The sequence below is a fragment of the Rhizobacter sp. P2_H3 genome, from assembly GCF_056403355.1.
Map to the genome: position 1 here is coordinate 1 of NZ_JBFUFQ010000009.1, position 20647 is coordinate 20647.

The following is a 20647-nucleotide window of genomic DNA, read 5'->3' on the forward strand; positions in this document are numbered from 1 at the left end:
CAACGAGATCGGCCACGTGATCGTCGAGACGCAGCAGGCGCTGCCGGTCGAGGCCTACGCGTCGAACCGCGTCGGCGGCGCGCTGATCATCGTCGACCCGGCCAGCAACCGCACCAGCGGGGCACTGCTGGTCCACGAATGTTCGCCTTCCTGAGAGGCTTGCCCGCGCCATGACTCCTTCCACGCATTCCCTGGTCCGGCCACGTCCCGGCCATGTCGACACCAACGCCACGCCCGTGGCACGCGGCGCGACGTGTCTCAACGTGGTGAAGCACCCCAGCCTGGTCTCGGCCGCCGAGCGGCACGCCCTGCTCCACCAGCAACCGGTCACGGTCTGGTTGACCGGCCTCAGCGGCGCAGGCAAATCCACCTTGGCCTATGCGGCGGAGCGCCGGCTGCATGCCCAGGGGCGGCTGGGATTCGTGCTGGATGGCGACAACATCCGCCACCATCTCAGCAGCGATCTGGGCTTCTCGCCTTCAGACCGGCGCGAGAACATCCGGCGTGTCGCGGAAGTGGCCGCCTTGATGAACGACGCGGGGCTGATCGTGTTCACGGCGCTCATCTCGCCACGGCAGGAGGACAGGGACCAAGCGCGATCCATCATCGGCGAAGCGAGGTTCATTGAAGTCCATGTCAGCACGGCACTGGCCGTCTGCGAGGCGCGGGACCCGAAGGGCCTCTACGAAAAGGCTCGAACGGGAGCCATCCCTCATTTCACCGGCGTGTCGGCACCGTACGAGACCCCACAGTCTCCCGCGCTGCGCATCGACACGGACCTGTGCAGCCTCGACCAGTCAGCGCAGAAGCTGATGGACTTTCTCGTCAGCCGCTCCCTCGTGTCATGACATCGATCCGGCCATTCGCGTTGACGGACCGCACGGGCGCCCTGCCGGCGGTGGACCTGTTCAATGGCGACGCCGACGGCATCTGCAGCCTGCACCAATTGCGCATGGCCGAGCCGCGCGCCGGGCGCCTCGTCAGCGGCGTCAAGCGCGATATCGACTTGTTCGGGCAGCTGGACGACACGGACCTGCCCAGCGACATCACCGTGCTGGACGTCTCGTTCGACAGGAACGAAGCCGGCGTGCGTCGCGCACTGCAGGCCGGTGGGCGCGTGCGCTACTTCGACCACCATTCGGCACGCAGCCTGTTCCACCACCCGCGGCTGGAAAGCCACATCGACCCCTCCGCCGCGGTCTGCACCTCCTTGCTGGTGGATCGCCACCTGGGCGGCCGCTTCCACGAGTGGGCCATCGTGGGCGCCTTCGGCGACAACCTGCTCGAGGTCGCGCGCAGTCTTTGCGCGCAGCGCGGGCTCACGATGAACCAGACGGCGAGCCTGGAGCAGCTGGGGCAGCTGCTCAACTACAACGCCTACGGCGAGGCCGTGGAAGACCTGCACTTCTCGCCGATCGACCTCTATCGGGTGGTGCACCACTTCGAGAGTCCGTTCGGCTTCATCGCCGACGCCGACGAATACCGCCGCCTGGCCGCCGGCCGCGCCGATGACCAGCATCACCTCGAGACGCTCGCGCCCCATTGGCAAAGCATCGAGGGCGACGTCTATCTGCTGCCGGGCACGGCATGGGCCCGGCGGCTTTCCGGAACGCTGGCGAACCGCCTCTCCCACGAAGAGCCACACAGATCATTCGCGGTACTCACGCGCYGTTCGGACGGTCACTTCCTGGTCAGCGTCCGCTGTCCTGCGCAGCGCCAGTCGGCGCAAGCGTTGTGCCGTCGCTATCCAGGCGGTGGTGGGCGGCATGCAGCCGCCGGCATCGACCGCCTGCCGGTGATCGAACTGGAGCAGTTCATCGCCGACTTTTCAAACCACATCACAGGGAAATCATCATGACCCATCAGCCCTCCATCGCCACGTCCAAGCCGGGTCGCCCTCGCCCGCTCCTGATGGTGCCGTTGCGTCGATGCGGAAGCCACGCGCTGAGGCTCAGGCTGAATTTCAGTGAAGGCTTCTACTCGCCCTACCCGCTGCACATCGTCGACTTCATGCCGATGGTTCCCCTCTACGGCGACCTGGCCGAGGACCGCAACTACTTCCAGCTCGTCGTGGACGTCGTCGGCCTGCAGGCCGCCAGCATGGTGAAGTGGCCCGACGTGGCGTTCGATCCGGGTGAGATCTTCGACGCCATCAAGGACGAGAAGCGCAGCGTGCATCGCGTGGTGTGGGAGCTGCTCCTGCGCAGCGGCGAACGGCAGCATGCCCGCGTCGTGATGGACAAGTCCCTCGACAGCATCCACTACGCCGCCGAGATGATGGAGCTGTTTCCGGACATGCTGTTCCTGAACGTGGTGAGGGACCCGCGCGCCCAGGTCGCTTCGATGAATCGCGCGATCATCCATGACTTCGACAGCACGCTCAATGCGATGACGTGGGTCGCCGCGCACGATGCTGCCCAGCGGCTCGTCCGTGCGCATCCGGCCCGCGTGCTCACGATCCGATACGAGGATTTCCTCGCCGACCAGGAGCTTGTCCTGCGCGGCATCTGCGACTTCATCGGCCTGGACTTCCTTCCGCAAATGCTCGACGTGGCGGCTTCCACCGAAGCACGGCAGATGTCGAAGCTGTCGGACCTGTGGTCATCCAACTGCTTCGGTCCCATCCCGGCCAACCGGGACAAGTTCAAGAGCCAGCTGAGCGTCGACGAAATCGAGGTCATCGAGACGGTGGCGAGAGAGCACATGCGCTCCTACGGCTATGAATTCATGACCGATGCGAACGCTCCGATTCCAGACGACGCGGTTCTCGCCTCTCGCGCGCAGCGATCCGCCCTGGGTCGAGCGCACGCATGGAGCCAACTCAGCAGCACCAACTACCGCGACTTCGTCCTGCGGCGGGTCAGGGCGGACCACCTCGCCGCCGTGCGCGAACGCCTGGCCCACGCAGTCCACGCCTGAATTGCGCCCCTGCACGGGCCCACTTCCGGCCTTCAACGCGCCTGCCGAGGCGTACCCTGCGGTGTAGCGCTTGCTCCGGTGTCGCTTGCCCGTCGAGAGGTTGTACGCCGCAATCGTCAGGCGACAGACACCGGATCGGATAGACCCCATGCAGAAATCGGCCCTTTCAACCGCGCGAGTGGCAGGACTCGTCGCAGGCCTGCTCGGCGCGACCATGGCCGTGCGCTGGGTGTTTCAGGTGGACGCCGTCGCGCACCTCATCCCCGGCTCCGAGCACGCAGGCATCGCCAGCCCGCTGCTCTTCATCGCGGCGAGCATCTGCCTGATCAACGCCTCGCGCCCATCGAACCCGGCCGCCTGGCTCACCCGGCTCTCTGCCATCTGCATCGCCGCGCTGATCGCGCTGCCCCTGGCCTACCTGTTCGAAGGGGTGACAGGCATCGGCCTGGGCGTCGACATCGTCCGCGCCGGCACCGTCTCCACAGCGGCCCAACCCCATCCCGGCCGGCTGTCCGCGAACGCGAGCCTGGGATTCCTGCTCGCCGGGATCGGCTTCTGGCTGAACAGGCAACGCTCCACCCGGCCTCGCCAGCTCATCTTCCTGGGGTTGTCCCTGGCCGTTTCCCTCATCGGCCTGGCCGGACTCGTCGGTCACTTCGTGGGCCTGGAAACGCTGTACCGGGTGGCGAGCTTCAACCGGATGCAGCCGGTCACCGCGTTCGGACTCTCGGTCGTCGGCGCCGGCCTGTGGATGCTCCACGAGGCATCCCAGGCGCTTGAACCCAAGGTGCTGCAAAAGACCGAGCAGCGCATCAAGCGGCGCTCGATCGCGGTCATCACGCTGGTCGCCCTGGCAGGTGGCGTTGCGGGTTTCGGGGTGATGCGCGATACCTTCGAGCGCTCGGTCGCGAAGGACATGCTGCTCATCGCCAGGACGAACGCGACGTCGCTGGCCCACACCATCGAGGTGAGCCTGTGGTTCCCGAGAACCGTTGCCACGCGGCCGGCCGCACGCCAGGCCCTGGACAGGCTGAGCACGGCGCCCGGCGACGCGGTGGCCAAGGAGTTCCTGCAGCGGGTTGCCGACAGCATCCTGACCACCGACCTGACGGGCGTGGAGTTCTACACCGCAGATGCCACGCGCGTGGCGCAGGCGGGCACCATGACATCCGCGAAGATGCAAGTCATCCAGCGCCTGTCGAACACCGGGTCGACGACCATCCTGGCCTGGAAGGACGGCTACCTGCTCCTCACGGAAACCGATGTTCGCATCGGGGAGCGCACCGTCGGACGGGTGCACACCGAGCAGCGCATGCCGCTGTTCGATCGCCTGCTGGAGGACATCCGGGCATCCCGCGACACCTCCGACGTGGCGATCTGCGGCCGCGACAAGGACAAGCTGGTCTGCGCGCCGAACCGGTTCAGGCCGTCCGGATTCGAGCTGCCGATGTTCGACGCGGCGGGCAGCCCCGCCCTTCCGGTGGCGAGGGCCGTGCTTGGCGAACAGGGCGTGGAGTTCCTCGATGACCGGCGCGGCAGCCCTGTCCTCTCGGCCTTCGCGCCGATCAAGGATTTCGGGCTCGGGTTCGCGGTGCGCACCGATGTCGAGACGCTCTATGCGCCGATGCGGTCGCGCCTGAACCTTCTGGCGCTGGCGCTGGTCGGCATCCTCGCGCTGGCCATCTATGTCCAGCACAGCGAGGTGAGGCCGGTGATCAGGCAATTGGTCGCGAGCCAGCAGATGGTGAAATCCATCCTCGATGACCAGTCCGAACTCGTGTCGCTCGTCAAGCCCGACGGCGAACTGAGCTACGTCAACCCGGCGTATGCGCGGCAGTTCGGCCTGACGCCCGCACAGATGGTGGGCAGGAATCTGTTCGACTACGTCGAGCCGGCGGAACACGAGATCGTTCGGCACGTCATCTCGAAGGTCCTGTCGACGGGCAAGACGTCGACCGGCGAGAACCGCATCATGACTGCCAGCGGAGCCAAACGCTGGATTTCGTGGACCGACAGCCTTCAGCTCGACCCGTCGGGCCGGCCGATGCTTCATTCGGTCGGTCGCGACGTGACCGAGCGCATGCGGGCCGAGGGAGCGCTTCGCATGCTGGGCGCAGTCTTCGACGCAACCACCGACTACGTCGTGCAGATCGACCCGATGGGCCGGCTCACCTACATGAACCCGGCCGCACGCGGGCGCACCGGGGTGGCGCTCGACGCGTCGATCGAGCACCTGACGCTGGCCGACTTCAACCCGCCGCAAACCCTCGAGCGGTTCATGTCGGAGGTCTGGCCTGCGGCGGAGGCCGCCGGCGTCTGGGTGGGCGAATCGCTGGTCTGGGATGCGCAGCGGCGCGAGTTCCCGGTCAGCCACATCGTCATCTGCCACCGCGACAAACAGGGCAAGGTCGAGTACTTCTCGGCACTCATGCGCGACATCTCGGCCGCCAAGGCCGCAGAACAGGCGGTCCGCGAGAGCGAGCATCGGCTGCGCATGGTGACCGACCACCTGCCGGCACTGATTTCCTACCTCGACAGCGACCTGCGCTTTCGCTTCGTCAACCGGACGTACCAGCAATGGTTCGGCGATGACGCGGCGCCGCAGATCGGGACGAGCGTGCGGGAGTTCTACGGCGAGCAGGCCTGGCTGGACATCGAACCCCGGCTGCGGGCCGCCCTGGCGGGCCAGGAGGTGGCGTACGACCGGGAAATGGTGCGCCCCGAGGGCCGACGCCATGTGCAGGTCACGGCCGTTCCCGATCGCGACGAGCGGGGCGTGGTCGTGGGCCTGTACACCCTCGTCGCCGACATCACCTCGTACCGCGAAGCGCAACGAGCGCTCCAGGAGAGCGAGGCCCGCCTGCGCACGGTGGCCGATGCGCTGCCGATGCGCGTGGCCTACATCGACGCCGACGAGCGCTACCGATTCAACAACCTGGCCTACGAGCGAGGCTTCGGCCGGCCGCGCGACGAACTCCACGGGCAGACCGTGCGCGCGCTGCTGGGCGATGCGGCGTACAGCAAGGTCGAACCGCACATTCGCGCCGCGTTGCGGGGAGAGGCCGTCACGTTCCAGAGCGAGATGACCAACGGCAGCCATGTCTGCTACGAGGCCCAGTACATCCCGCAGCTGGCCGCCGACGGCCGCACGGTGCTCGGCTTCCACGCCGTGGTCAGCGACATCACCCGCCAGAAGCTCGAAGAGAAGCGGCTGATCGAGCTGGCTCGCCTGGACCCGCTCACGGGCCTTGTCAATCGCGCCGGTTTCGAGTTGCGCGTCGCCGAGGCGATGGAGCGCTGCCGCGCCACGGGTGCACTGATGGCGCTCATGTACCTCGACATCGACCGGTTCAAGCAGATCAACGACCGGTACGGACACAGCGCGGGAGACGCACTGCTGCGGGAATTCGCGGACCGGCTGTCCCGGACCCTGCGTTCCAGCGACGCCGTCGCCCGCCTGGGCGGCGACGAGTTCACGGTGATCATGGAAGGCCTGCCGGCGCCCGATGTGGCCGCCACCGTCGCCGCCAAGATCGTCCAGGCCATGAGGACGCCGTTCGTGGTCGACCAGCAGACGATCGATGTCACGACCAGCATCGGCCTGGCGTTCTACCAGGGTGACGCCATGACCGTCGAGGCGCTCGTCAGGCAGGCGGATGTGATGCTCTACCAGGCCAAGGGCGCGGGCCGCAACAACGTCCAAGTGGCGCTTCGCCTGGTCGAAGGGGGGCGGGCCTGAAACGCTCGTCCAGGCACGTCACGAGACTGACGGCAAGGGCCCGGACATGACGCCCTGGAATACTTCGTCGAGGTACGCGACGAACGCCTTGAGGTTCGGGTTGCCGCGCCGGCTCTCGGGCCAGACGGCGGTGATCGCCGATCGGTCGATCGAGAACTCGGCGAGCACGGGCAGCAGCAGTCCGCGTTCCACGTACGGGGCTGCGATCCACGACGCCGTCATGCCGATGCCGCCACCGGCGGCCAGCACCTCGACGACCGCGTCGCTCACGTCCACCACGATGGCGGCGTCGGGCGTGAACTCGATGGTGCGGCTGCCGACCTTGAACAACCAGCGCAGCGGCTGCCCCGAGGTCTGGTAGCGGAAATTAACGCAGTCGTGATCCCGGAGGTCTTCCGGCTTGCGTGGCGTTCCGCGCGCCGCCAGGTAGGCCGGCGACGCGTAGGCGCCGAGGTGGTTCGTCGCGAGGCCGCGCGAGATCAGCGCGGAGTCGGCGAGCTGGCCGACGCGGATCGCCACGTCGATGCCTTCCTCGACCAGGTTGACGAAGCGGTCGTTCAGCCGCAGGTCGATGTGCAGCTTCGGGTAGCGGCGCCGGAACTCCGGCAGCGCCGGCGCGAGCAGGCGCGTGCCGATGGGCAGCGGCGCGGCGATCTTCAGCATGCCGGAGGGCTCGGCCCGCACCGCGGCCGCGGACTGGACCACCTCTTCGGCGGCGCGCAGCAGGACCCGGGCGCGCTCGTGCAGCTCACGCCCCTCCGGTGTCAGCACCAGCGAGCGGGTCGTCCGCGTGAACAGGCGCAGCCCCAGCTGCTGCTCCAGGCGCTGGATCGTCTTGCTGACGGCCGACGGTGACACCGACAGCGAGCGTGCCGCCGCCGTGAAGCTGCCGTACGACGCCGCGCGCGCGAACGCGACGATGCCCGTGAGACGCTCCAGGCTGATTTGTTCCGTCATGGCACTTGTCAAGTGAGTTGCGCCAGGATTATCAAACGGGTGGCGAATATCCACACTCCTTGTCAACGCAATTCGCGGTGAAGGAGATGGTGATGACGACGAAGACGATGAAGGCGATCCGGCTGCACGAGTTCGGTGGTCCGCAGGTGCTGCGCTACGAGGACGCCCCGGTGCCCGAATTGCAACCGGGCGAGGTGCTCGTCCGCGTTCACGCGGTAGGCATCAACCCGCCCGACTGGTACCTGCGCGAGGGCTACAGGAACCTGCCTCCCGAGTGGCGGCCGCTGGTGCCCTTCCCTGTGATTCCCGGGACGGACGTGTCGGGTGTCATCGCGGCCGTCGCGGGCGATGTTGATCGCTTCGCCGTGGGCGACGACGTGTTCGGCATGGTTCGATTCCCTGGCCTCAAGGGCGAAGGGGCCGCGTATGCCGAGTACGTCGCCGTGCCGGTGGCCGACCTGGCGCGCAAGCCTGCCGGCCTCGATCACGTGCACGCTGCCGCGGCACCGATGGCCGGGCTCACCGCCTGGCAGTACTTGATCGAGCTGGGGCACGACCACGCCAACCCGCTGCAAGCGCAGCGCCATCATCCGGTGCCGCTCGACGGCAGGAAAGTGCTCGTCAATGGCGCCGCGGGCGGCGTGGGGCACCTGGCATTGCAAGTGGCGAAGTCGCAAGGCGCGCACGTCATCGCGGTGGCATCGGGCGCGCACGAGTCGTTCCTGCGCGGGCTCGGGGCGGACGAGTTCATCGACTACACCCGCAGCGCGCCCGAGGACGTGGTGAGCGACCTCGATCTCGTCGTCGATACCCTCGGCGGCCCCACCACCGGCCGCTTCCTGCGCACGCTCAAGCGCGGCGGCGCGTTGTTCCCGGTGTTCATCGGCTTCGCCGAGGCACAAGAGGCCGCGCAGCGCGGCATCACCGTCTCGATGACGCAGGTGCGCTCGAACGGCTCGCAACTCGCAGCGTTCGGGCAGCTGCTCGATGCAGGGACGGTTCGCGTCGCCATCGACAGCAGGTTCGCGCTGGCGGATGCGCGGCAGGCCCACGAGCGGGCCGCGCGCGGGCACCTCCAGGGGAAGATCGTGCTGACGGTGGCGTGAGGGGATGCCTCAGCCGCACTTATGCTTGGCGGCATGCGACACATCCCGACGTCCACCGAGAAGGTGGAGCACTTGAAGAAGCAGGCCAGGCGCCTGCAGCGCAACGGTGGCGGCAAGTTGGCCGACCTGCTCGACCGCGTCGCCCGGGGCGCGGGGTATGACCATTGGCGCCACGTCACGGCCTGCCTCGAGGGCGCGCAGGCCGAGGGCGGCGTGGCCTTGCTGCGCAGCAGGATCGCCGCGTTCCAGGCGGTGGCTGTCGAGGGGGGCCGGCGCATCGAAGTGACCGGTCCGGAGATGCTCGCCGTGCCGATGGTGATGTTTGCGGCGGCGGGAGATGCCTGGCTGCTGGAGCCGCACACGCAGGAATGCATGTGCCTCGCCTTCCACGGCGAGCGCGTCGAGTCGGGGCTGGCGGAACACGGCGAGCAGGTCACGATGCGGTTTCATGGCACGTATCGCCTGGACGGCGATGCGATGCACTTCCAGACGGACCTGCCGCTGGTGGGGAACCGGACGGTGCAGGGGCTGCCCGTTGCCGAACTGCGTGAAGCGTGCCGGCTGGCGACGGAGTCGTTCCAGGCCCGGTTCACGTCGGCCGCGTCGCGCGAGGCCCTGGAGCCGTTGACGGCGGGCCTGATCGACCTGCTCATCGACCGCGGCTTCGGCAACGTCGATCGCGCCGAGTTGCAGCGTGCAGCGAAGCACGGTGCACGCTACTCACCGGCGCGTGACGCACTGGTGTGGCCGGGTTCACACGATCTCCCTGAGCCTGCCCTGCCCCACGCTGCGCAGCGTGCGAAGCAGCAGCACCCCGATGACGAGGGACGCGAAGGCTAGCAACAGCACGGCCATGCCATCGGCGAGAGGCGACTCGGCGGCCGCAGCGACCTGCAGCGACGCGATCGCGCACGCCGCCAGCGGAAAACTCGCCGCCCACCAGCTCAGCTTGAACGGCGCACGCAACGCGCTGCGGAGCCGGCCGACCAGCACGGCGAGCATGAAGAGCCCGATGCCGAACAGGCCTTGCGCGAACAGGTCGAGGCGGCCGCCCGAGATCGCGACGTAGCTCGACATGCCGACGACGGCCGACGCGAGCAGGATCAGCAGCGTGGGCTTCATCGTCGGCGGCATCGGCGCCTCGAACATCAGCCGCGAGACGACGATGGCGATGAGCAGCACCGACAGGAACAGCCCGGCCGCCCAGCAGAGCGCCAGCACGCCATGCCATTGCGCAGGCGGGTGCAGCGACGGCGCCGCGAGCGGCACGTCCAGCAGCCCGACGGCGGGAACGATCCCGTGCAGCAACAGCAGCACCGGCGCGTCCTTCGGGCCCGCCTCGCGGTAGAAGACGTTGACGCCATCGACCGCGATGGTGCGGTATTGGACGGCGCCGGTTGATGCTGCGTTGGTGGCAGCAACCCTGGCGGCCGCAGGCGCCGCGCTTGCAGCATGCGAGGCAAGAGAGAGGGTGATCGCCGCGGCCATCAGCCTGGCAGCATGGAAGGTCTTCATCGTGTGGATCTCCTGTCGAGATCGGGTGTTCTCGGGTGGGACTCATTGTGTAGACGCACCCCTCACGCACCAATCCACCGCGGTGGAAGGGACTGTTTCACGGCGCGGTGTGGTAGATGGCCAAGGGTCTCCCCGCCCCTCCGATCGAGGGGTGCTGCGATCGGCATCGTCGCGCTACCCTGCTGCGTACATCGCTGCGTCAGCGAGGGAGGAGCAATGATGCTTCGCTGTCCACGGGTCTTCACCTGCCTCATGGTCGTGGCCGTCTTGAGCGCGTGCGGTGGCGGCTCGGAAGACACGCCACCACCGGTGCCCCAGCACCCCGCGACCCAGGGCACGCTGAAGGCCGACGTGACGGTCGTGAACTCATCCCGCGATGCATGGGTCGCCTCGGCCACCGACGCGAGCTGGACGCTACACAGTGTCCGCAACGACATCGCCGTCGGCGCCGTGCTGCTGCTGGACGATGATGCCGTACGGGTAACGGGGGTGACTCAGGTGGACGGAACCACCATCCTCGGCGTCGTCCCGGCCGAGATCGAAGAGGTCTTCGCCAAGCTCAGGCTGTCTCACGTCATCGACATGAGCGATGCAACCTTCGAGGCCACCGACGGATCGGCCACGCTGGTATCTCGAAACGCACTCGTGCAGGATCGCGCGCAAGCCGCGGCCGGCCTGCAGCAGGCGATCCATGTCGCCATCGACAGGCATCCGTTCACGGGCAGCGTCGACTTCGTGCTGGGCGGGCGGCTGGACCTCAGCTACGACGAAGACGGCAGCACCGGCGCACAGGGCCATCTGGACGTCACGGGCGCCATCGACGGTGCGGTGCGTTCATCGTTCGTCGGCTCCTTTCCGCTGTCGCCGAGGATCCCCGCCAGCTTGGCGGCGTACCAACTGGGGACCGTGCGCATCCCGATACCTGTGACGATCGTCGACAAGGCGTCGCGCGTTCTGGGCGTGCGGGTGGCTTCGATCGTGGTGCCGGTGTGGCTCGGCGCCGATGGGACGGGCGGGTATTCCCTCGCGCTGCGCGTGAACGGAGACGCTCGCACCAACCTCGTCGTCGATTACTCCGGTTCCGGTGGCCTAGTTGCCCACGGCCCCATGGCCTCCGCCGGCTTCGGCGTGACGGGCGAGTTGGCCGATGCAGGCCCTGACGCTGCGGCCCAGGTCGGGGCCGACCTCGGTGCCTACGTGCGGGCACTCCCGCAACTGCTGATCCTGAACAAGGTGCCCTCGATGGGCGCGGACCTCAAGGTCGGCATGTACGCGGACGGGCAACTGTCGGCTTTTCCTGGAGCGCCGTACTACTGTCTGCGGATGCAGCCCTCGTTGAAGAGCGAAGTGTCCGGTTTCTTCCGGGCGGCGGGCATCGACCGGCAATCGTCGTCGTTGACCAGCGGCAGCCTCAATGTGGGAGCGCCCTACTCCACTGGGGAATGCCGTGAAGGCAACAGCGTGGCCATCCATGCGCCGCAAGCAGGTGCCGAGGTGGCGTACCTCGGTGAAAACATGGAGGTGTCGTTCTCCGTCGGGCCTGCAGATCCGTCTCGCGCTGCTCCCACCGGATCGGTGGAAGTGACGCTGCAGGGCGCCAGCTGCGTCGCCCAACTGATCGACGGTGCAGGGCGTTGCAGCGTTCTCGTCACCAGTGCGGCGTGGTCGCAGATCGTCACGGTGAAGTATCTCGGCGACACGGTCTACCGCGATTCTCAGTCCACGGTTCTGGTCCATGCCGGCGGCCTCTCCTGGAACAATGCCATCAAGCTGACCAGCGGCTCATGCACGCTCAGCTCCCCCGACAGTTCCGAACAGCTTGTCGAGCTTCACGGAACCGCATCGGGCGAGGTGGGTGCAAGGGTCGTCGCGCGGTTGGAATCAGACATTGCAGGTTCGGCCGGCTCCAGTAGCTACGCGTCATGCCCGGGGTGGACGGGCTTCGGCATCATCGATGGCCTTTGGCAAGGCTGCATACGCAGGCCCGATGAATCACCGATCACTACCTGGTCAGCGAAGATAACCCGCAACGGGCATACCGGCGTCCGGGCAGAACTGCTGGAGTGGCACCCGATGCCTTCGCACTTCCCGCAGCCGCTGGCCCTCGTCCGGCAGGCTGCCGTACCCTGCCCCGGCTCCATCACCTACCCGTAGCGGCTCGATGCACTTCGACATTCTCGTTCCCGAGGCCTCGAGGAACATCGCCCAGGTGCTCGGCTTCGGCCGCACCTACCTGGCCGCCAAGGGGGTTCCAGCGGACACCCTCCGCGCGGCTGCACCCGCATCGCGTACCGCGACGCCGGCGTCGATCCGCTCGACGATCCGGCGCTGGCCGATGAGTTCGATCTCGTCGTCGTGCTTGGCGGCCCGATCGGCGACGAAGACGGCGCGGTCTATCCCTTCCTGGCCGACGAGCTGCGCCTGATCGAACGACACCTCGCCCAGCATCGGCCACTGCTGGGCGTCTGCCTGGGGGCGCAGTTGATGGCCAAGGCGTTGGGCGCCCGGGTGAAGCCGATGGCGCATGGCCGCAAGGAGATCGGCTTCGGCCCGATCGAGCTGACCGATGCCGGCCGCGCCTCGCCGCTGGCCGCCTTGCCGCCGGGCCCGCCGGTGCTGCATTGGCACGGCGACCAGTTCGAGCTGCCGCCAGGCCTGCCGAGCCTGGCCGCCACGGCGCTGTGCCCGCACCAAGCCTTCATGCCCCTGGCCGGCCGCCCTCGCCTTGCAGTTCCACCTGGAGGCCGATCCGCGCCGCATCGAGCAATGGCTGATCGGGCATGCGGGCGAGCTCAGCCAGGCCGGGGTCGACATCGCGGCATTGCGCCGCGAGGCCGTGCAGCATGGCGGCGCGCTGGCCGCGGGCCTGGTGGATGCCTGGCTGGGGGGCTTTCAGGCCACGACGTAGCGCCCCGGCGTGGTCCCCATCGCCTTGCGGAACATCGTGATGAAGCTGCCCGAGCTCTCGTAGCCCAGCCGGTCCGCGACCTGCTGGACCGACGAGCCGATGCCCAGCCATTTCACCGCCAGCATCAGGTGGAGCTGCTGGCGCCAGCGGCCGAAGCTCATGCCGGTTTCCCTGGCGAGCAGGCGCGCCATCGTCCGCTCGCTCAGGCCGGCGCGCTGCGCCCAGGTCTGCGTCGTTCCGCGGTCGGCCGGGTCATCGATGATCATCTCGACGATCTTGCGCAGGCGCGCATCCACCGGCATCGGCAGGTGCAGGTGGCCGGTGGGCGCCGCACCGATCTCGTCGACCAGCAGCGTGGTCAGGCGCGCGTCCATGCCCTGCTCCTCATAGAGCGTCGGCAGCGTCGAGGAGCGGATCACCAGCTCGCGCAGCAGCGGCGTCGTCGACAGTGCACAGCAGGCCGACGGGAGATTCGATGCGGCTGCCGGGTCGATGAAGACGACGTAGCCCTCCATCTCGCCGGCACCGGTCACCTTGTGCGACACGCCACCGGGTATCCAGATCGCCCCTTGCGGCGGCACGAGCCAGAAGCCGCCCTCCACCTCGCAGGTCAGCACCCCGCGCATCAGCAACAGCAGCTCGCCCTTGCGGTGGTTGTGGAAATCCATCTCGTGCCGCTGGCCGGGGCTCTCGATCACGGCACCGATGCTCAGCACCGGGCGCGGCACGAGATCCGGATCCGCCCAGTCGGCGGCAAGCTCACTCAGAAGGGGCATGGGGGAACGATGACGATTGGCAGGATCTCCGAAGATTCTGGCATTGCCGCGCAATGCGCTCGCAAGAGCCCCTCCGTACGATGTGCCGTCACCCTTTGGAGCACACGAGACCATGGATTCATTGAGCACGGGCCGCGGCGCCCGGACGCTGCAGCACCTCTTCACCGAAGCGGAGCAGGCCGACCGGCCCTTGATGGCGCAGTTCGTCGATGCGCCGCATCCCGAGCAGCTGATCGCGGACACCATCGCCCACCACTTCGCCGAAGAGCGCCGCGACCTGCGCGGCTTCTACCGCGGCTACGCCGACAACTTCCTGAACGTGGCGCCGGAATATGGCCGCTTTCTCTACCAATGCGCCCGGGCCCGCAAGGCGACGCGGATCGTCGAGTTCGGCACGTCGATGGGCGTCTCGACGATCCACCTGGCCGCTGCCCTGCGCGACATGGGGGGCGGCCGCCTGATCGGCACCGAGCTGGAGCCCGGCAAGGCTGCGCGCGCACGGGCCAACCTCGAGGCGGCGGGGCTCGCCGACCTGGTCGAGATCCGCGTGGGCGATGCGCGCGAGACGCTCGCCGATGTCGGTGGCGAGATCGACCTGGTGCTGCTCGACGGGGCATTCAGCCTGTACCTGCCGGTGCTGAAGCTGCTGGAACCGCACCTGAAGACCGGCACGCCCATCCTCGCGGAGAACGCCTTCGATCACGGCAACGAGTACTTGGCCTACGTGCGCGATCCGGCGAACGGCTACCTCTCGCAGCCGATCCCGATCAGCGAGGGCCGGGGCAACGAGTTCAGCGTGTTCACGCGATGAGTTGGGGCCGTTCGCTGATGCGCATGCTGATGAAGCAGGCGCGGGTCGTGGCGGTCGAGCCCGTTTCCGAAAGCTTCCGGCTGATCACGCTGGAGAGTCCGGAGTTCAAGGGCATCCAATGGGTTCCGGGGCAGAAGGTGCAGATCGCGATGGGATCGGCGTTCGTCGCACGGACCTTCACGCCGATCGAGTGGGACGCGGCCGCGGGGCGGACGCGGATCCTGGGCTATGCGCATGGCCATGGGCCCGGAAGCGCTTGGGTCCGTGAGGTCAGTCCCGGCGATGCGTGCGATGTCTTCGGGCCGCGGGCATCGCTCGATGTCGGCAATGCACGCATGCCTGCCGTGATCGGCGACGAGACCTCGATCGGCCTGGCCTGCGCGCTCGGTGGCCAACGCCGCCCCGCGACCCTGCCCTGCCTGTTCGAAGTGAAAGCCGCTGCCCCTGTCCGCGAGGTGATCGCGCGGCTGCATCTGGACGCGGCGGAGTTGTTCGAGTGCAAGGAAAACGACGCGCACCTGGAAGACATCCAGCAGCGTCTGGCAGCCCTCGCGGCCACCGGCTCGGCCTTCGTGTTGACAGGCAAGGCCTCGACCATCCAGCACCTGCGCCGAGCGCTGAAGGACTCGGGCGTCGCTTCGTCTCGCGTCTTGACCAAGGCGTACTGGGCACCGGGAAAGACTGGCCTGGATTGAACTCTCGTGTTCGGTGCCGGAAAGTCAGCCCTGGGTGCGCCCACGCCCCAGCGCACTGAGCACCACCAGCTTGACCGCCAGCTTCGCGGCCGCCACCGTCGGCCGGTAGCGCCACGATTCGCGCAGCCGCTCGCGTGCCGCCGGCAACTGGCGAGCCCACATCAGGTCGCGCGCGTAGCCCAGCGTGGTGGCCACGCGGGCATCGCGAAACTCCTTCGCGAAATGGCGGGCCTCCTCCGGATGCTCCTGCTCGAACTTGGCATACACCTTCAGCCTGTTGCCGGTGTCGATGTTCCGGCTGAGCGAGCCCGGCGTGGCGGTCACGTTCACCAGCGGCTGCGCCACCTCGACGATCGTGGTGGACACCGCCACGCGCAACGCGAAGTCGATGTCCTCGCCGGTCTTGAGCGTGGTGTCGAAGTCTCCGGCCGCCGTGCGCGCCTCGGTGCGCAGCACCACGTTGGAGCCCATCATGCCGCCCATCAGCAGGTCGGGCAGCCGCAGCATGCCGTTCACCACCCCGGGCTTGGGCGGTGCGATGCCGATCTCCGAGCCGTCGGGGCGCACGCCGCGCGCGCGGGTGCAGCACGCGGCACCCGCACCGGGCACCGCCTCGATGGTGTTCACCGCCGTCTCCAGCCAGCGCGGATCCCAGTGATCGTCTGAATCGAGCAGCGCCACGTAGTCGCCGGTCACCTGCGGGAACGCCGTGTTGCGTGCGCTGGACACACCGCCGTTGGTCTTCGGGATGTACTGCACCGGCGCCGGCAACTCGCGCACCAGCTCGGCGGTGTTGTCGGTGGAACCGTCGTCGACCACGATGACCTGGTGCGGCGGCAGCGTCTGCGCCAGCGCGGATCGTGCCGCGCGCACCACGTCCAGCGCACGGTTGTAGGTCGGGATCACGACCGAGACCCTGGCTCCCCGGCCGCTGCGCTCCCGAGCGAACCCGGCCAGGTCATCGACCCGGCGATCAGCCGTCTTGCTGCTCATGGCATCCCTCCCCAGGGCTGACACCTGGTCGTGTCGACTCAGGTTGAGCAGTAGATTAATTGTCGATGTGGCCGAATTCAATCGGCCGGGAACGATTATCGATAATTGTCAGGAATCGAGGTTGAAGGCCGCAATTTCCGCTCAGCCCCGCGCGAAGAACGCCTCCACCAGGCGAACCCAGTACGTCCCGCCCACCGGCAGCAATGCATCGTTGAAGTCGTAATTCGGGTTGTGCAATTCGCACGGCCCCATGCCGTGGTATGTGGCCTCGCGGTGCCCGCCGCCGCCGTTGCCGACGAACAGGTACGTGCCCGGCACCTTCTGCAGGTAGAACGAGAAGTCCTCGGCGCCGCCGTGCTGCGGCGTGTTGCCGTCGACCTTGTCGGCACCGAAGGTGTCTTGCGCCACCTTCATCGCGAAATCGGTCTGCGCGTCCCAGTTCACCAGCGGCGGGTAGGCACGGTGGAACTTCAGTTCGCCGGTGCCGCCGTGCACCTGCGGCAGCACCTCGGCGATGCGCCGCATGTTGGCCTCGATCTCGTCCAGCACCTCGGTGCTGAAGGTGCGTACCGTGCCGCGGATCACCGCCTCGCCCGGCAGCACGTTGTACGCATCGCCCGCATGGATCTGCGTGACGCTCACCACCGCCACGTCGATCGGATTCTTGTGGCGCGAGATCAGCGTCTGCAGCGCTCCCACCATCTCGGCCGCGATGACGATCGTGTCGACCGCCTTGTGCGGCTGCGCCGCATGCCCGCCGGTGCCGCGCACGATGATGTCGAAGCGGTTGCTCGACGCCATCGTCGGCCCCTTGCGGAACGCGAAATGCCCCGCCTCGAAGCCCGGCATGTTGTGGATGCCGTAGATCTCCTCGCACGGGAAGCGGTCGAACAGGCCGTCGTCCATCATCGCCTTGGCGCCAGCGTTGCCGCCCTCCTCCGCCGGCTGGAAGATGAAGTTCACAGTGCCTTCGAAATCGCGGTGCGTGGCCAGGTAGTGCGCCGCGCCCAGCAGCATCGCGGTGTGCCCGTCATGCCCACAGCCGTGCATGCGCCCCGGTTCCTTCGAGGCATGCAGGAAGCGGTTGTGCTCCGGCATCGGCAGCGCGTCCATGTCGGCGCGCAGGCCGATCGCGCGCTCGCCGGGGCCGCGCGTGCCGTGCAGCACGCCCACCACGCCGGTCTGGCCGAGCCCGCGGTGCACCTCGATGCCCCACGCCGCCAGGCGCTCGGCCACCAGGTCGGAGGTGCGCGTCTCCTTGAAGGCCAGTTCGGGGTGCGCGTGGATGTCGCGGCGCAGCGCGGTGAACTCGGCGTGCTTGTCTTCGATCTCGGCGATGAGCGTCATGTGACCTGGTCCTTCACGTAGTCGGCAATCTCACGGGAGACGGCGCTGAGCGCAGCCTGCAAGGCGGTGAAGCCGGCACTGCGCTCGCGCGTCGTCTCGTTCATGTAGAGCCCGCGGTGGATCTCCACCTGCAGGCTGTGGCGGCGCTCGGCCGGCCGGCCGAGCCGGGCGATCAGCGCCACGCCCTTGAACGGGTCGTTCAGCGCCACGCTGAAGCCGCGCCGGCGCAGCGCCTCGGCCACCAGCGCGGTGAACTCGGGCGCCGCGGTGCTGCCGTCGCGATCGCCCAGCACGAAATCGGCCAGCGGATGGTCGCTCTGGATCTGCAGGCCTTCATACGAATCGGCGGGCATCGAGTGCAGGTTCAGGTGCCACACCGCGCCGAAGCGCGCATGCGCCGCCTCGATCTGCTCGCGCATCGCGGCATGGTACGGCGCGTGGTACGCATCGATGCGCCGCTGCACCTCGGCCACCGGCAGCTTGCGGGCGTAGATCGGCCACTTGCCGCTCTTGCCCGCATCGCGCCAGATCAGGCCGATGCCCAGGCGCGTCTTCTCGCTCGGGCGCAGCGGCGTCGGCCACGGCTCGGCCAGCATCCCGGGGTCGATGTCGTCGATGTCGCGGTTCGGGTCGATGTAGGCGCGCGGGAAATTCGCCGCGAGCAGCGTGGCACCGACCGACGGCAGCGCCTGCCACAGCACGTGCACGTCGGTGTCCTCGGCGCCGCGCAGCTGCTCGAAGGGCACGACGTGGCCGAAGTCGTCGGGGTACTGCACGCCGCTGTGCGGCGAATCGCAGATGAGCGGCACCGCGTCACCTTCGGGCAGGCGCAGCGTGAAGGGCGGGATGGATTCAGTCATGGCGCGGGATCGTTGAGGTGGCATGCGCTGGTGTGGCCAGGCTGCAGTGGGCGCAGCACCGGTGCCTCGACCTGGCAGCGCGGCATCGCATGCGGGCAGCGCGGATGGAAGGCGCAACCCGGGGGAGGCGCCAGCGGCGATGGCAATTCCCCCTGGATGGGCAGGTACGCGCGGCGGGTGGTGTCCAGCCTCGGCAGCTCGGCCAGCAGCGCCTGCGTGTAGGGGTGGTTCGGCGCGCTGAAGATCGTCTCGGTCGTCGCCACCTCGACGATGCGGCCCAGGTACATGATCACGACGCGGTCCGACACGTGCCCCACCACGCCCAGGTTGTGGCTGATGAAGAGGTAGGTCAGCTCGAACTCGCGGCGCAGCGCGAGGAACAGGTTCAGCACCTGCGCCTGGATCGACACGTCGAGCGCCGCCACCGCCTCGTCGCAGACGATCAGCCGCGGCTTCAGCGCGAGCGCACGCGCGATGCCGATGCGCTGGCGCTGCCCGCCCGAGAACTGGTGCGGATAGCGCTGCGCGTAGCCGGGGTCGAGCCCCACCTGGCGCATCAAGCCCTCGACGTACTCGGCCTTCTGCGATGCCTTCACGAGCCCGTGCACCACCGGCGCCTCGCCGACGATGTCCATCACCCGCATGCGCGGGTTCAGCGAGGCCATCGGGTTCTGGAAGATCATCTGCACGCCCAGCCCCCAGGCGCGGCGCTCGGCGGCGTCCATCGCGGCCACCGGCTTGCCGAGGAAGCTGACGCTGCCCTCGGTCGGCGGCGTGATGCCGGCGATCACGCGGCCCAGCGTCGACTTGCCGCAGCCGGATTCGCCGACCACGCCGATCACCTCGCCAGGCCGGATCTCGAGGTCGACGCCGGCCACCGCCTGCACCACCGACGCGCGGTGGCCGGCCCCCAGCAGGTTGGCGATGCGTCCGGCCAGGTCGATGTCCTGCACGAAGCGCTTGGAGACGCCGCGCAGCTGCAGCAGCGGCGCGGTCGTGCTCACGGAGGCGGGTTCGAGAACGGTGGTGTCCATGCGGTGTTCAGGCCGGCTCGGGCGTCAGCATGTTCCAGCAGCGCACCGTCTTGCCTGCGGGGCCGGGCGCGGCCTGCGGCACCGCGAGGCAGGCGTCGCTCGCGTGGCCGCAGCGCGGCCTGAAGGCGCAGCCCTGCGGCAGGTTCAGCAGCGAGGGCGTCATGCCGGGGATCTGCCGCAGCAGCGTGCCGTGCGTGGCGCGCGTCGGGATCGAATCGATCAGGCCGCGCGTGTACGGGTGCGACGGATTGCCGATCACGTCGGCCGTCGCGCCGCTCTCGACGATGCGCCCGGCATACATCACCGCGATGCGGTCGGCCAGGCCGGACACCACCGCCAGGTCGTGCGTGATCCACATCATCGCAGTACCGGTCTCGCGGCACAGCTTCTGCACCTCGTACAGGATCTGCGCCTGGATCGTCACGTCGAGCGCGGTCGTCGGCTCGTCGGCGATCAGCAGTTTCGGGCGGTTCAGCAGCGCGATCGCAATCGCCACGCGCTGGCGCATGCCGCCCGAGAGCTGGTGCGGATAGGCCTTCAGGCGCTCGCCGGGCGACGGGATGCCGACCATCGCGAGCGCGTCGCGGGCCCGGGCGAGCGCGGCCTGCGCACTCACCTTCTCGTGCGCATGGATCGCCTCGACCATCTGCGTGTCGACGCGCAGCACCGGGTTCAGCGTCATCATCGGATCCTGGAAGATCATCGCGATCTCCTTGCCGCGCAGCGCCTGCAGCCGGCGCTCCGGCGCGCCCACCAACTCCTCATCGAGGTAGCGGATGTGGCCGCCGACGATGCGCCCGGGCGGATCGATCAGCCCGAGGATCGAGAAGCCGGTGATGCTCTTGCCCGAGCCCGATTCGCCGACCAGGCCGAGCACCTCGCCGGCCTCGATGCGCAGGTCGACGCCGTCGACCGCCTTCACCACGCCGCCGTGCGTGAAGAAGTGGGTCTGCAGGCCCTGGACGTCGAGGACGGTCATGGTGGAGG

The 20647-nt window shown here is 68.3% G+C and carries 18 protein-coding genes and 1 pseudogene; 11 read left to right on the top strand and 8 right to left on the bottom strand.

The features are described from left to right. The first annotated feature begins 170 nt into the window (after positions 1-170). From cysC to AC1D1T_RS03095, 4 genes are all read left to right on the top strand, one after another. Entirely contained in the window at positions 171-848 is a 678-nt protein-coding gene (gene cysC, locus AC1D1T_RS03080) for an adenylyl-sulfate kinase (protein WP_082004585.1), read from the top strand. Then, entirely contained in the window at positions 845-1858 is a 1014-nt protein-coding gene (locus AC1D1T_RS03085) for a hypothetical protein (protein ID WP_477991361.1), read from the top strand. Before cysC ends, AC1D1T_RS03085 begins: the two co-directional genes overlap by 4 nt. Beyond that, positions 1855-2919, top strand: coding sequence for a sulfotransferase family protein (locus AC1D1T_RS03090; protein WP_477991363.1), 1065 nt, complete (start codon positions 1855-1857; stop codon positions 2917-2919). Before AC1D1T_RS03085 ends, AC1D1T_RS03090 begins: the two co-directional genes overlap by 4 nt. Before the next feature lie 148 nt (positions 2920-3067). Beyond that, the gene (locus AC1D1T_RS03095; protein ID WP_477991365.1) at positions 3068-6658 is read left to right on the top strand and encodes a sensor domain-containing protein; all 3591 of its coding nucleotides are present in this window, start codon (positions 3068-3070) and stop codon (positions 6656-6658) included. Positions 6659-6676: 18 nt separating this feature from the next. Here AC1D1T_RS03095 and AC1D1T_RS03100 read toward each other — a convergent pair whose 3' ends face one another. Continuing rightward, positions 6677-7615, bottom strand: a complete 939-nt coding sequence (locus AC1D1T_RS03100) for a LysR family transcriptional regulator (protein WP_477826197.1) — start codon at positions 7613-7615, stop codon at positions 6677-6679. A 92-nt stretch (positions 7616-7707) separates the two neighbouring features. Between AC1D1T_RS03100 and AC1D1T_RS03105 the strand changes: the two genes are divergently transcribed. Together AC1D1T_RS03105 and AC1D1T_RS03110 are read left to right on the top strand one after the other, a co-directional pair. Then, entirely contained in the window at positions 7708-8721 is a 1014-nt protein-coding gene (locus AC1D1T_RS03105; protein ID WP_477991367.1) for an NADP-dependent oxidoreductase, read from the top strand. A 72-nt stretch (positions 8722-8793) separates the two neighbouring features. Beyond that, entirely contained in the window at positions 8794-9561 is a 768-nt protein-coding gene (locus AC1D1T_RS03110; protein ID WP_477826195.1) for a hypothetical protein, read from the top strand. On the opposite strand, the gene AC1D1T_RS03115 is transcribed toward AC1D1T_RS03110, so the two are convergent. After that, the gene (locus tag AC1D1T_RS03115; protein ID WP_477991369.1) at positions 9475-10236 is read right to left on the bottom strand and encodes an SLAC1 family transporter; all 762 of its coding nucleotides are present in this window, start codon (positions 10234-10236) and stop codon (positions 9475-9477) included. The two genes, AC1D1T_RS03110 and AC1D1T_RS03115, sit on opposite strands and share 87 nt — an antisense overlap. Positions 10237-10488: 252 nt before the next feature. Between AC1D1T_RS03115 and AC1D1T_RS03120 the strand changes: the two genes are divergently transcribed. The 3 genes and pseudogenes from AC1D1T_RS03120 (at position 10489) to AC1D1T_RS03130 (ending at position 13144) form a co-directional block, all read left to right on the top strand. Further along, on the top strand, positions 10489-12390 hold the full coding sequence (locus AC1D1T_RS03120; RefSeq protein WP_477826193.1) for a hypothetical protein: 1902 nt from the start codon (positions 10489-10491) through the stop codon (positions 12388-12390). A gap of 201 nt (positions 12391-12591) precedes the next feature. After that, positions 12592-12834 (top strand): annotated as a pseudogene (locus tag AC1D1T_RS03125) (glutamine amidotransferase-related protein); the annotation flags it as partial. 127 nt (positions 12835-12961) lie between these two features. Beyond that, on the top strand, positions 12962-13144 hold the full coding sequence (locus AC1D1T_RS03130; protein ID WP_477826192.1) for a hypothetical protein: 183 nt from the start codon (positions 12962-12964) through the stop codon (positions 13142-13144). Here the strand turns inward: AC1D1T_RS03130 and AC1D1T_RS03135 are convergent. Continuing rightward, positions 13129-13920: an AraC family transcriptional regulator gene (locus AC1D1T_RS03135; RefSeq protein ID WP_477991371.1), complete on the bottom strand. Its 792-nt coding sequence runs from the start codon at positions 13918-13920 to the stop codon at positions 13129-13131. The genes AC1D1T_RS03130 and AC1D1T_RS03135 overlap by 16 nt on opposite strands. A 112-nt stretch (positions 13921-14032) precedes the next feature. On the opposite strand from AC1D1T_RS03135, the gene AC1D1T_RS03140 reads away from it, so the two are divergent. Together AC1D1T_RS03140 and AC1D1T_RS03145 are read left to right on the top strand one after the other, a co-directional pair. Continuing rightward, on the top strand, positions 14033-14731 hold the full coding sequence (locus tag AC1D1T_RS03140) for an O-methyltransferase (protein WP_477826977.1): 699 nt from the start codon (positions 14033-14035) through the stop codon (positions 14729-14731). Positions 14732-14754: 23 nt separating this feature from the next. Further along, positions 14755-15426: a siderophore-interacting protein gene (locus AC1D1T_RS03145; protein ID WP_477991400.1), complete on the top strand. Its 672-nt coding sequence runs from the start codon at positions 14755-14757 to the stop codon at positions 15424-15426. Positions 15427-15450: 24 nt separating this feature from the next. On the opposite strand, the gene AC1D1T_RS03150 is transcribed toward AC1D1T_RS03145, so the two are convergent. The 5 genes from AC1D1T_RS03150 to AC1D1T_RS03170 all read right to left on the bottom strand — a co-directional run bounded on the left by AC1D1T_RS03150 (position 15451) and on the right by AC1D1T_RS03170 (position 20639). Then, complete coding sequence (locus tag AC1D1T_RS03150) at positions 15451-16419, bottom strand: glycosyltransferase family 2 protein (protein ID WP_477826979.1); 969 nt, start codon at positions 16417-16419, stop codon at positions 15451-15453. 141 nt (positions 16420-16560) lie between these two features. Beyond that, positions 16561-17766: a M20 aminoacylase family protein gene (locus tag AC1D1T_RS03155; RefSeq protein ID WP_465114727.1), complete on the bottom strand. Its 1206-nt coding sequence runs from the start codon at positions 17764-17766 to the stop codon at positions 16561-16563. Further along, entirely contained in the window at positions 17763-18626 is an 864-nt protein-coding gene (locus AC1D1T_RS03160) for an N-formylglutamate amidohydrolase (RefSeq protein ID WP_465114728.1), read from the bottom strand. The genes AC1D1T_RS03155 and AC1D1T_RS03160 overlap by 4 nt, the downstream gene beginning before the upstream one ends. After that, positions 18623-19660, bottom strand: a complete 1038-nt coding sequence (locus tag AC1D1T_RS03165) for an ABC transporter ATP-binding protein (protein WP_477991374.1) — start codon at positions 19658-19660, stop codon at positions 18623-18625. The genes AC1D1T_RS03160 and AC1D1T_RS03165 overlap by 4 nt, the downstream gene beginning before the upstream one ends. Positions 19661-19667: 7 nt before the next feature. Next, complete coding sequence (locus tag AC1D1T_RS03170; RefSeq protein WP_477991376.1) at positions 19668-20639, bottom strand: ABC transporter ATP-binding protein; 972 nt, start codon at positions 20637-20639, stop codon at positions 19668-19670. Positions 20640-20647: the final 8 nt, after the last annotated feature.